This is a genomic window from Bacteroides sp. AM44-19 (genome assembly GCF_003603395.1).
Taxonomy (GTDB): domain Bacteria; phylum Bacteroidota; class Bacteroidia; order Bacteroidales; family Bacteroidaceae; genus Bacteroides; species Bacteroides uniformis.
In genome coordinates, this window is the sequence record NZ_QTNB01000010.1 from 62764 (window position 1) to 75793 (window position 13030).

7 protein-coding genes are annotated in these 13030 nt (G+C 45.7%); all 7 read right to left on the reverse strand.

Translation table 11 applies throughout. The annotated features are described in order from the left end of the window. Positions 1 to 301 precede the first annotated feature (301 nt). A complete protein-coding gene (locus tag DW947_RS14625) occupies positions 302 to 1999 on the reverse strand; it encodes a glycosyl hydrolase (RefSeq protein WP_117963088.1) in 1698 nt (565 codons plus the stop codon). Positions 2000 to 2066: 67 nt separating this feature from the next. Next, the gene (locus DW947_RS14630) at positions 2067 to 4052 is read right to left on the reverse strand and encodes a hypothetical protein (protein WP_005834817.1); all 1986 of its coding nucleotides are present in this window, start codon (positions 4050 to 4052) and stop codon (positions 2067 to 2069) included. Between the two features lie 21 nt (positions 4053 to 4073). After that, positions 4074 to 5375 carry a glycan-binding surface protein gene (locus DW947_RS14635; protein ID WP_165859472.1) on the reverse strand — a complete coding sequence of 434 codons (1302 nt, stop codon included), beginning with the start codon at positions 5373 to 5375 and terminating at the stop codon, positions 4074 to 4076. Positions 5376 to 5391: 16 nt separating this feature from the next. Next, a complete protein-coding gene (locus DW947_RS14640) occupies positions 5392 to 7113 on the reverse strand; it encodes a RagB/SusD family nutrient uptake outer membrane protein (RefSeq protein WP_005825019.1) in 1722 nt (573 codons plus the stop codon). A gap of 20 nt (positions 7114 to 7133) precedes the next feature. Continuing rightward, on the reverse strand, positions 7134 to 10400 hold the full coding sequence (locus DW947_RS14645) for a SusC/RagA family TonB-linked outer membrane protein (protein WP_057258814.1): 3267 nt from the start codon (positions 10398 to 10400) through the stop codon (positions 7134 to 7136). Between the two features lie 234 nt (positions 10401 to 10634). Beyond that, on the reverse strand, positions 10635 to 11606 hold the full coding sequence (locus DW947_RS14650) for a glycoside hydrolase family 5 protein (protein WP_035449719.1): 972 nt from the start codon (positions 11604 to 11606) through the stop codon (positions 10635 to 10637). Between the two features lie 112 nt (positions 11607 to 11718). Beyond that, positions 11719 to 13011 (reverse strand): glycoside hydrolase 5 family protein, encoded by a 1293-nt coding sequence (locus DW947_RS14655; protein WP_057258816.1) that lies wholly within the window; start codon positions 13009 to 13011, stop codon positions 11719 to 11721. Between the last annotated feature and the right edge of the window lie 19 nt (positions 13012 to 13030).

A 13030-nucleotide genomic window follows, 5' to 3' on the forward strand; every position in this document is an offset into this window, starting at 1 on the left:
TCTATAAAGTGGTTGGTATACATATCACTCCTTTCTCATAGGCATTTTTCATTTCATTAGCGGTTAAACATTATATGATTATTATCAAATTTTAATTAGGCTTGACAAAAGTAGACTTTTAGCAGCAAACCTTATAATACTATTTTATCAAATAACGACACTCATTTAACATCCATTACTATTTTTCCTAAAAAGTATAAAGCATGAATTCTATAACCAACAACTAAAAGCTATAAAAGACAGAAAGGGTTGCCCCGATACTAACCAGAGACAACCCTTTCTATTTTATTATTAAAAATTGCTATTCCATAGAAGGAAGCTCTTCACGGGAAACAACAAATTCCTGGCTCATAGCATCCTTCCACCATGCTTCATCAGCATGGACTACCGGGCTACCATCCTCATTTGTCCCGTCATACCACGGCATGAACCAACTCCAACGTGCACCAGATGCCCATTGTTCGGAAATAAGTCCGACCGTACCACATTCACTCAGCGAAACAATCTTGTTTCCATAATTTTCGGCAATGGAAGTATATTCTGAAACACAATCTGCAGTTTCCTTATTATAAACATCACGTCCCACGATGTCTACATATTGATCTCCCGGATACCAATCGGCATCATTGCCCTCGGTAGTCCAAACCCAGATAAGATTATCCAATCCTTCAGTCTTGAAGTAATTGAACATAGCAATCCACAGAGATTTAAAGCTGGCAGCATCCTTACCCCACCAGAACCAGCCACCGGCTGCCTCGTGGAATGGACGCCACAATACCGGAATATCCGCATCTCTCAATAGCTTCAAGTAAGCGGCAGCATTTTTCAAATCTTCGGTAAACACCTTGTTTTCCCAAGTGCCTTCCACTGTGGCATTGGTAGCATCAAACTCCGTATCTGCCTTATAAAAGGCATAATCCTTATTCGGGTCGAGAGCTGTACCGTTATTTTCAAGATAAACAGCAACTGCTGTATAATCATGTCCACCAATGATGAGACCACCTTCTTGCAGGGATTTCAAAACATCTTCGGTAATCACCAATGTATAGTCCCCGAATATGTCAAAATAATCAGTTCCTGAAGCAATCTCGCTCCAACCACTGTTTTTGAACGAACCTTGTGCACCCGCTGCCACATCCTTCACAGCCACGCGTATCACCTGACCCACTTGTGCATCAGCAAAGACAGCTTTTGCAGCATCATCCGTCATCTGTACATTTCCACTCCAATCACCCGGCATTACTGTCTCTCCTTCCCATATTTGGGTAGAAGAAGCTTCGCCTACAGCTTTCTTGGGTACATTCCAATGCCACATGGCAGCTACGATGCCACCTTTGTCAGACCAATCCTTAACAGGAGTAATGTCACCGTAATTAATCCAGTCTGCTCCAGCTACAGATGCCGGCAGATGAACATAGTCGAAACAGTTGATAGCCGGATATTTTCCAGTCCATCCATACACCTTTTCGGACATTTCCGTATTCCAGGCAACATTGGCCATCATAGCTGAAAGTGTCTTCGTCTCGAAGTTATCCAATAGATAATTGTACAGTTTCACAGCTTTGGCCGAACTAGCGGCAACCAGTGCCTTGTCCAAAGCGACAGTAGAGAACTGAACCGATACAGCCGGAGCAGGCATCTGGTTCGGTCCGGTTACTATTCCCTCGGGGATAGAGAGAGAACAAGCCGTCTCTCTCCCGGGAACATTCACTTTTACAGTCAGTATATTGCTTGCGCCAAGTACATCGGCACTTATCAGTTCACCACCGGTAAACTTGATTTCGCTCAGATTGTCTGTTGCAAAGAATATATTCTTGTCATATTTCACCTCAATAGTGATTTCTCCCGTTTTCACTTTGGCTGCTCCACTTTCAGGAGTAGTAGACACCAATACCGGTGCATCCACTGCTGGGATATCATGATCGACATCAGTATCGCAGGAGGCAAAAGTAAAAGCTGCTATCAACGAAAGCATCCATTTTATATTCAGTTTCTTCATCTTAATTATGATTTTATTTCATTCTTAATCAGGGCATCCATAGTCACATTCTTCAAGCCACAATTCATCAATTTACAATCGTTATTTTTGTAAACGTCAAATCACTGCCCTGAATAATGATACCTACATTTGTCTGGTCTTCACAATCTCCTTGTTTAGCTTGAATATTATCAAGTATCTCCTGAGTCAACGTCAACTCCATCACACGGCTCTCGAAACTCCAGCCGTAAATGTCTGTCGGTACCATAGTCGTATCAAACAAAGAGAAAGCTATGCCACTCCAATCGCCATAGTTAAACTGAGCCTGTGCCCAAGTCTGGTCTTTCTGATCGAAATAGACTTTCATGACAGTGCCTGCCGTTACCTTGGCAAAAGATACAGCCGGTACCAACACACGTCCTCCATCACCCCAACTAATATCGAGCGGACCAGCCCAAACTGTTTCTTCATTAGCAACCACAAGAACATCATAAGCAATTTCACCATTTGAAGAAATCAGTTTCAGGCTATAAGTTCCATTCAGTTCAGCCGGTACATTCAACATCAATACCCCTTTAGCCGCATCATTGATATACTGGACTGAAGCCTCATTCAGCAATACATTTGTCAGTTTATCAGCATTAACAATCTCAAGTTCCACAATTCGTCCCCGAACCAATTTGTCAGGCAATGCCGGCAAATAGGCGCATACCGGTTTCTCTATTGTCAGAGACGGTGCTTCCACAAATTCACCATTGGCCATTTTCAAAAGTAAGGCCCCAGTTTCGGCAGTTGTAGGTACAGTCAAAGAAATGGCAGTAGCAGTGGCATCGGATACGGTAACCTCCACATTACCACTGAATACAACAGCCGAAACTACATCCATATTTACTCCTTTGACAGTCAAAGCCTCTCCTGCCGGGACTGTCGCCGCACTATAAGAAATGTTTTCCGGCTTTGCCGTTGCAATAGATACGGCAGTTGCTTTTCCACTATTTGTATTCAATTGCAAATCACCACTAATAGCCGCAGCCGGCATCAAGACCTTTATTTCAGTCGAGTTTTGTGATTCCAATCCTACTGCTTCTTCTACACCAGGGAACGTTACATCAGTCACCAAATCCATATTGGTACCTTTCAAGGTAATCATATCTCCACCACGCAAGTTCACAGCAGGAACAGCCACTACGTTCGAAGGCGTAGCTACTACAACAGTAGCAACCACAACTTTTACATCCGAAGCAGGAAGTACCGTAATTTCTCCGTCCGAGACATTATCCGGCAATGTAAAAGTAAGTTCATCTCCTTCGGAAGAGGCAGTCATCGTAAATTCAACTTCATCCCCATTCGGCATCTGCACTTTCTTCACCAAATCAAAGTTTTCACCAGAAACTCGAATGACATCCCCCGGCTTCTTATCTACCAGGTCGAGTGGAGCCTCTACCGATGGCAAAGTAACCTCCAGTTCCCCTTCAGAATAAATCCAATTGGGGATTTCAGCTCCATCAGACAAGATGAACTTACCGGTCTGAGCAGAATCAGGAACAATAACTTTAATCTCCTGACGGCTTTGACTGACAAACTCATCAGCAGGCACTGTTACCTCGTCAGCAAATATCACTTCTTTAATCAAATTCAAATATTCACCAGTAATGGTCAATTCACTACCAGGCTTTACTTCTGCCGGTGCAAAAGCCTCCAAAGCAATCGGCTCCGTAAATGTCAACTCGGTTTTTGTTGTAATATCCCCTTTCGGAGTCTTCAAGACAACCAACCCCGGCTGGGCTGTCTGAGGTACAGTGACACGGATTTCCGTATCACTGACTACTTCGATGTCTGTTATATCGTCGCAACCGGGAATAGCGACCGCAGTCACTTTATCCATGCCACTGCCTAGGAAACGGAGTACACCGCCGCGGGATACGGGACTCGGTCCGAATACATTCAGACTGATTCCCCCTTTATATTGGTTGGTATCTTCATCATCCCCATTGTCGCAGGCCGTAAACGTCAAGCAACTGAAGAGCATCAGGCACATCATCCACAGTGCCGGAAATTTATATGTTTTATTCATATCAGTATTCTATTTAAAAGGTTATTCAATAGGTACCACACGGATGTTGTCAATCATAATCACCGGATTGCAATCCTTACCTTCCACACCACCTGCCCAGACAAAGAATGTCAATCCGGTCAGCATAGTCTTGTCAAAAGTTCTATCACACTTATTACCTTCATGCGTCTTGTTGAACTCGGACAGATTCATGGAAACGGTTGTCCATTTACCACCCGTATCATACGAACCCGTATTCTTCCAAGGCAACCACAAACCGCGCGGCACATTCGTATCACTAAAATAAGCATTAGTTCCCGTCGCATAAGTCACCACATCATTACCCGTAAACATCACTTGTAGAGCGCAAGACTGCCACGGATTGGAAGAAGGAATATTCACCTCGAATTTCAGTTGCAAGCCATTGACGCCATACTCCTCGAGCAGTTCTGCAAACTCAGGACGTGCAGAAAGTTCGGGATAACCGGCAGACGGTTCCGGCCAATAGTTGAACGAGAACTCATCTTCTGCCCAAGTAGCTCCGATAGCACCGTCAAGTGCTCCGGTGAGACAGATATAAGCACCGTCAATACTGTTTTCATCGGCTTCTCTCAACACCTTGCTACCATCACGCCAACCGTGGGCAATAGCCATACCGCCATGAGAACCGTCCCAGTCAAAGAGAATGTTACGTGTATCATAATAGCGGAACTTGGAACGTCCGGTACCATAAATGGACTTCACGTTGATATAGCCTGCAGGAGCATTGTCCGGAAGAATAAAGCTGACCGCAGTCTTGGTTATGTTCGTAATATTAGTCACTTCCACATTACCGGCCATCGTAATGGTCAGCGGCACATTCGGGTCATCAATGAAATAGTCACCAATCAGTGTCACCTCACTACCCGGCTTTGCAAACTCACAAGAAATGGAGTTCACGGTAGGAGCCGGAACCAACACCTTGAAATCATAATCTATGGTATCCTTTGCTTTGGTCACCATATAAATCTTATCAGTCACTACCGAAGGAATCTCTTTCGGAACATCTACCATAAGTGTATGGTCAGTGATGTAACTGGTATTAAGTATCGCCTTCTGGTCATTGAAATAGAGCTCGTAAACACTCCGCAGATTCTCACCGACCAGACAAATCGTATTCGCCATATAAGCCCCCGTCAGCAAAGAGTCTGCCGCTGCCGGATCAGGGACACGAACATATTTCAAGGTAGGCTTTCCTCCTGCCACTTCATATTTATCCGGTTCATCCTCACAAGCTGCCATGGAAAAGCCTGCTGCGACAACAGCTGCCGCGAAGAACCAATTCGTATATCTATTATTTTTCATCTTTTCAAGCATTAAATTAATAACTGAATTCAGAACGTACATCTACGTGTACCGGGTCTTTCATCAAATTAGGATTGAACACCACGTCTTCTGTCGGGAACGGCAATGTAAAGCTGGAGACTGTCACATTCGGCGCCTTTGCATCCGGATTGTAACGGGTCTCGTCCGGATTCACCGTCCAACTGCCGTTTTCATAATAAGCCTTATAAGTAGTACCCAGACTATAATAAACATCACGGCGCTGTGCCTTCAGCTCATTGATAGCACGCTGGGAATCATAATATGCCAAACGTACATAATCATACCAACGGTCGCCTTCGCAAGCCAGTTCCAGCCGGCGTTCCTTCCAGACGTCCTCCCAAGTAATGGAGGTTTTCGGAGTAACTCCCGGAATGGCACGGCCACGTACTGCATTGAAAGCATCCAGTGCACTCTGGTCTGTAGTAGAGGTAGCCAGTCCCATTTTCGCCTCGGCATATACCAGATAGATATCGGACAGGCGCAGGATATGGGTTGCCAGGCCGCTGTACATATTACCAGCCGATACGCCCAAGCCCAATACATGGTCATTATTGTTACCATAGAGATGCTTCACGTGATTGGCACCGGTAGGAGACTGGTAATCGCCATTAGGTCCTCCCTTCCCATATTCGGCATCATAAATAAACCGCAGATAATCAAATCCGCCCTTGTCCTGCCAGAAATAATCGTATACATCACCTGCCATCATCATAGTAGCCTTACGACGGGTATCCGTATCCGAACGCGTCTCAGGACTTTCCAAAGCGGAAATTCCAAATGCATCCTGCAAATCAACCGACGGACCTGCATAGCCGCCCCAGCAATCACCAAATTCATCGAATCCCACCATTGCCAAGTCCGACTGCAACGTATTCTGCTGTGTCCAGGGGTCACGTCCTGCCGACCAGTGCCAGGAGAAGAGACACTCTTCATTCTTGTTGTTTGCCAAACGGAAAACATCGGAATAGTTAGCCAGCAAGTTACGGCCGGAATTATTAATTACATCCTTGGAATATTCTGCCGCTTTCGCCAAATCATCCGCATTGCGGGTACCGGAAAGGCCACTCTTAGTTAGATACACCTTAGCCAAAAGACCTTCGGCACAATAGCGGTCAATACGTCCCGTTTCACCTCTGGCCGGAAGCAACTCCATAGCTTTCTCCAGAGTCATAATGATATATTCGTACACATCTGCTGCCTCCACTTTGAATTTGGAGTTATAATTACCGGAATTCAATTCGTCCGTATTATCATGGATAATGGGTACTGCGCCAAAACTACGTACCAAATAGAAGTAAGCCATGGCTTTCCATGCCAGACACTCGCCCATACACTGATTTTTCACTGCTTCTGACGCATTTGCCGTCTTCAAACGAGTATATACAGTATTGGCATGGCCAATCACTGCCCATAGAGAATAGGACATGTTCACAAGGTTTTCATCCGTACCATTCACCGTAAAATTCAAGTAAGGGCTGTTTCCCTCGTATACGTTTCCAGACAAGATTTCACCGACTTTAATAAAACCGCGCTGAAAGTCATACCAAGGTGAGTTATAAAGATAATTAACCCCCTGCACACATTGTTCGTCATTCTGATAGAAGTTCGATTCGTTATAATTGTCTTCGGTAGGACGGTTCAGGAAATCCTCGCATGAAACTGTTCCCATACCGAGTACAGCTGCAAACGCCCAATATTTAATATATCTGATTTTCATGTTTTCTTCAATTTAAAGTGTTAGAATGAAACATTCAAGCCGAATGAATAAACTGTAGGAGACGGATAACGTCCGTTGTCCAAACCATAGACATTGACGCTTGAAGTGCTGGCACCAATTTCAGGGTCATAGCCGTCATAACCGGTAATGGTCAGCAGGTTCTGGATATTGGCATAGATACGCAAGTTGCTCAGTCCCAGTTTATCAATCGTCTTTTTCGGGAAAGTATATCCCAAAGAGATGTTCTTCAGACGGATATAAGAACCATCTTCAATATAACGGTCACTGATACGGTCGTTGTCATTCGGGTCATTGATAGTGGCGCGTGGAATGGAAGCTCCCGGGTTTGCCACCATGACGTTAGACACATCATTATACCACATCGTTCCATCTTCGTAGACCTTGTTCGGATTGATAGGAACAAGCTGTGCACGTCCGTTTACAGCATTCAGCTGGTTAGTCCAGGGAGAGTTCATATGTGTCAGCTTCATGGAAAGGTAGTTGTACACCTTGTTGCCATAGGAACCGTTGATGAAAACGGACAAGTCGAAGTTCTTGTAACGGAAAGTATTGGTCCAGCCAAAAGTAAACTTAGGCATCGGAGAACCGATATTGGTCTTGTCATAGTCGTCAATAACGCCATCGGGCACATCGTCAGGACCACTGATATCCTTATATTTCACATCACCCACCCATACGGTATTGGTACGGTCGAATACACCGTTTGCCGGGTACTTGGCAGGTTTCGGAGAAGTCTGAAGGTCCTCCAGGTCCTTGTAAACACCATCACAAACAAATCCATAGAAGTTATAAAGTGATTCGCCTACACTGGATACACTGACTACATCGGTCCACTGTCCGTAACCCACAATCTGCGCATTGGCTGTACCAGCCAATCCTTTCAGTTTGTTCTTGTTGAAAGAAATCTGGAAGTCAGAATCCCATTCAAACTTACCCGTAATAGGATGTGTGTTCAGAGAGATTTCAAAACCGGTATTCTCTATGTCACCATAGTTACCTTTCGGAGCAGCCAATGCAGAAGAGGCATTACCGGAAGTACCCATATAAGAAGGCAACTGCAACGGCATCAACATATCACTGGAAGTTTTCTTGTACCACTCTACCGTCAGGTTGATACGGTCGTGCAGGAATCCCAAATCCACACCGACGTTCCATTGCTCCTGGGACTCCCATTTGATGGAAGTATTCGGTATATTGGAGGGGCGATACCCCATACCCAGACCGGAAGGCATACGACTCATGGATGTACCCCAAGCATAACCACCGATGTTGGCATTACCAGTTTGTCCCCATCCCAGACGCAACTTACCGTTACTGATGACCTTCTTCAACGGTTCAAAGAACGTTTCGTTGGAAAAGCGCCAGGAAGTAGCCAATGAATGGAAGCCTGCCCAACGGTTCTCGGGACCGAAGTTTGAAGAGCCGTCATAACGATAGGTATAAGTACCCAAATAACGGTCGGCATAGTTATAAGTCAGACGTGTAAAGAAAGATGCCATAGACGAGCTTCCAAAACCTGCATTGATAGTCGGGGTTCCCGTACCCAAGGCAGGATTGTGCACTTCATCCGAAGGCAGACCGCTATTGAACACACTCGTGAAGTCATAGCTGGACTCCCAGCACTCCTGGCCCACCATGGCTGTATAATGATGCTTGTCGCCTATGTTTCCGGAATAGGTCACATAGTTCTTCAATTGCCAGAATGTACTGCTGTTTTTCTGGATATTGCTTTCATTACTGGAACGTACCCATCCACCCAAATCAACCATCGGCTTGTAGCGCTCACCTTTGCTGGAACTGATGTCATAACCCAATTCGGCATGCCATACCAGATTTTTAATCGGAGTAACCTCAAAGAAAATATTACCCGTCAGTTTCTGACGGTCCAGCAGAATGTCATCCATCATGGCAAGGGCAATCGGGTTAGGATTCGTGTAGCCTTCGCGAACAACGGTGGCATAGCTGCCATCCAGATTATAGATAGGTATATCAGGAAGAGTGGTCAACGAGTAGTTAATCAAACCTTCATCACTGTCTGCCAGTTTCAGGTCATCACCCGTTGCTGTATAGGTGGCGGTCAAACCGAGTTTCAACCACTTCTTCAGTTGGGCATCCAAGTTGGCACGGAAGCTGTAACGGTTAAAGTTTGAACCGATGATGGTACCGTCCTGATCCATATAGGAAGCTGATACGTAGTATTGTATCTTCTCTGTACCACCTTGTGCCGAAATCTGGTGCTGATGCTGCAAAGCAGTCTGGAAGATGGCGTCCTGCCAGTTTGTACCTACTCCCAGCAGAGAAGGATCGGCATAATAATTACTAGGGTCAGAGATTTCACCCATGTTTGCCAAATCATTATAATAAGTGGCATACTCACGCAGATTCATCATATCCAGACGCTTTGTCTGGCGTTGAACGGCAAACATACCGTCATAAGTAAACTTAGCCTCACCCGCCTTACCACGTTTGGTCGTAATCAAAACCACACCATTGGAACCTTGCGCACCGTAAATGGCGGTTGCCGAAGCATCTTTCAGAATTTCCATACTGACGATATCAGCAGGGTTGATGGTGGAAAGCGGAGAAATGGTGGAAACCGAGCCATTACCCAGTGCATCGCCCAAACCATAAGATGAACCGCTTTGTCCCTGACTCTGTACAATCACACCGTCAATTACATACAACGGCTCGGCATTAGCATTGATAGTGGCCTGACCACGTACGCGGATAGAGGAGGAAGAACCCGGAGCACCGGAAGTGCTGACTGCCGTCACACCGGCAGCACGCCCTTGAAGGGACTGGTCGAGATTGGTGATAATAGAACCCTTAATCTTGTCTTCACTCATGGAAACGGAAGCACCGGAAAGGTCGCTTTTCTTCATCGTACCGTACCCCACAACCACCACTTCGTCCAACATCTCGGAGTCTTCCTTCAGCGTGATGTTCACTGTTGTCTGGTTCGTTATCTTTATTTCCTGGCTGACATAGCCTATAAAGGAGACTACAATGGTAGCTCCTGGTTTCACATTCAAGGCAAAGTTACCGTCAATGTCGGTAATTACACCATTCGTTGTACCTTTTTCCAATACATTGGCACCGATAATAGGGCCCATAGCATCACTGACGACACCCGTAATTTTCTTTGTTTGCTGCACTGCCTCAACGGTATCCGTCGATGATACTGCGAAAAGCTGAGGAGCATAACCCAGACTGAACACCGAGCATATCCCCGCAAGCAGCGCTGTCTTTCTAAAATTCAAATTCATACTGTATTTCTTAGATTTAAAACAAACACAAAACCTCCCAAAAGAAGATTTTTTTAGTTAACAAAAATGAGACTGAGTCAAAAAGCCCTGATATACTATCACAGCCTTGACATTTAGGTTTACTTCCAAACAGTCCATGTCTTCATAGTTCCGTTTTTCCTTTTTTCCCATAGGCACAATTCTTTTTTTCTTAAATTATTAATGGTTAAATCATATTGCTTTTTCCCGAAAGGGTCATTTCTTCAGTTCGTCCCGTACCATTCTTCCCCATTCCTTCATATCTGCATCTTTCCAGTTTCCCTCGGAAGAAGCCGACGGATAGAACATGGAGCAAGTCTCATCCTTGTCAGACAAAGACCAGGCCACCCAGCTGATGGAATGCCGCTGCATCCAGTCCAGCCAATTCCCCCACTCTTCTTTACTGATGGGGCCGTCCCCACTTGCCTCCATACCGGCACATTCGGAAACGAAAATCGGCAAGCCCTTGCCCAAAGCATAGTCGGCGCGGTCGCGCAGCCACTGTCCGTGAGTGTTGGCATAAAAGTGGAGTGTATACATTATATTGCTATATCCGGTAATAGGATCGTCCGCTGCCAAATGGATGTCCTGGTCCCAATGCGGACAACCAACGAGGATAACGGCATCCGGTTCTATGGCACGAATCGTCTTGATAACCTCCACAGAGTATGACTTCACCTGCTCCCAACTGTCTTCCACCGGTTCGTTGAAAACCTCATAGATGACATTAGGAACCCCTTTGTAACGGGTAGCCATTTGAGTGAAGAACTCCTTTGCTTCTTCCTGCCGCAGATTGTGGCTATGCCAGTCGATGATGACGTAAACGCCGTTCTCGATAGCAGCATCCACCACTTTCGTAACACACTCAATACCGAACTCGGGCTTGTTCACATAGCAGGCGCTATCCAAATCCACTCCCATAGAGGCCCGAAGCACTTGTGCGCCCCAGTCATTGACCAGATAAGCAACCGAAGAGGCATTGTAGAAACGGGGCCAGAACTGATGCCAGCCATAGCTGACACCGTGCAATACCACCGTGTCTCCTTCGGTATTCATCAACTGCGTACCATTGACCACCAATGCCGGTAGCGTTTCCTTTACATTTTCATTCTTCGACGGGTTTGTTCCACAACCAATGGTCATACCTAGGCAACAAACCGCCAACATAACTTTCCATATGCTTTTCATATCATACTTAGTATTTAGAGTAATAATCTTTCTTATATAACGGTACAAACGCTTTGTACACGCTTACATTCTAATTTTCAGGCAGGGATTACACGGAAAAGCACGGATAGGTTCAATTTTGCAGCTTCCGGTTTTCCGCTTTAATTATTTCAATAGTGCTGTCTGTGGCAAAGACAGAGTTCAGTCCTTGTTGTTCTTGAGCCGGGTCACCGGTATAGTCATCTCCCTTTTCCCAGAATACATGGTCGGGATTTTGTCCGGCAAAACCACCCCATGCCCAGAAGTTGCATCCGGCAAAGAGTCCGCCGCTCTCACGGTCCTGGCGGATAAGGTCGAATACATAACGGTAATATTCATCGCGGGCAGTGGTCGGTGCCTCTTTGGAGAAGCTGAAACCGTCACGGGGAAAACCGAATTCCTCCAAAACGATCGGCTTGCTGTACTTCTGGGCAATGACCATGTGGTCATCTATATACTTCTTAGTATTTTCCTTGGCACACGGAAGAAGTTCCTTCAGGCTGTCCGCCTTCACCCAACTCCAGTTGTAAGGCCAGATGTGGATATTCAGATAATTGATGTTGGGGTCGGCATGAATCTTCTCGAAAAGATTCATATCCATTTCGCATCCCCACGAGCCCTCACTGCCGGAAGACACCATGTGGTTCGGGTCAAGTGACTTGATTTGTGCAGCCACATCGGCCATCCAGCGGGCAAACGGTTCCTTGTTCTCGTCAGAGAAAGCGCGAGGCTCGTTACCAATCTGCCAAGACATAATAGTGGGGTCATCCACATATTTTATCTGATTATACCTATTGGTGCGTGAAACAATATAATTGACATGATTGGCAAACAAGGCCTTCGCGCTGTCCGATTGGGGGAACTGCTTGACATACTCCATATAGGCGGGCCATCCGTCTACGGCAGGTACCACGGCATCACCGTGTCCGGACCATTGCAGGTAAACGGAATAGCCACCGCTCCATTCCCAGGAATTGTTCAAATAGAGGACAGCTGTCATATCACGTTCACGCAGTTCATTCATAAAATAATCCAATCCGGCTAAAATAGTATCATTATAGACGCCCGGTGCCACTTGTAAAGAGGGCTCTACCCGCGTCTTTATGCCATTTTCACCGTCAGCACCCACCAATACGCGCAGGTTGTTGATGCCAATACTTTTCAGAAAGTCCAGCTCCTTATGCAACCGTTCACGATTGCCGCCTTCACCTTCGGAACCAAGAATGGCACCGTACCAGAAATTGGCACCTACAAAATAATAGGGTTTTCCGTCGCGAACGAACTGTCCATCGGCATTGACCTTAATAAACGAATGCTCCGCAGGCTTAGGGGCACATGCTCCCAAAAGGAATAAAAGTACTGTCAGTAAAAGGAATAGTTTCTTCATATTATCAGTTTTTAAGCGA

Excerpts from the sequence above, each read along its gene's own strand:
- DW947_RS14635 (WP_165859472.1), bottom strand. The coding sequence starts at position 5,375 with ATGAAAAATAATAGATATACGAATTGGTTCTTCGCGGCAGCTGTTGTC.
- DW947_RS14650 (WP_035449719.1), bottom strand. The coding sequence starts at position 11,606 with ATGAAAAGCATATGGAAAGTTATGTTGGCGGTTTGTTGCCTAGGTATG.
- DW947_RS14625 (WP_117963088.1), bottom strand. The coding sequence starts at position 1,999 with ATGAAGAAACTGAATATAAAATGGATGCTTTCGTTGATAGCAGCTTTT.
- DW947_RS14640 (WP_005825019.1), bottom strand. The coding sequence starts at position 7,113 with ATGAAAATCAGATATATTAAATATTGGGCGTTTGCAGCTGTACTCGGT.
- DW947_RS14655 (WP_057258816.1), bottom strand. The coding sequence starts at position 13,011 with ATGAAGAAACTATTCCTTTTACTGACAGTACTTTTATTCCTTTTGGGA.
- DW947_RS14630 (WP_005834817.1), bottom strand. The coding sequence starts at position 4,052 with ATGAATAAAACATATAAATTTCCGGCACTGTGGATGATGTGCCTGATG.
- DW947_RS14645 (WP_057258814.1), bottom strand. The coding sequence starts at position 10,400 with ATGAATTTGAATTTTAGAAAGACAGCGCTGCTTGCGGGGATATGCTCG.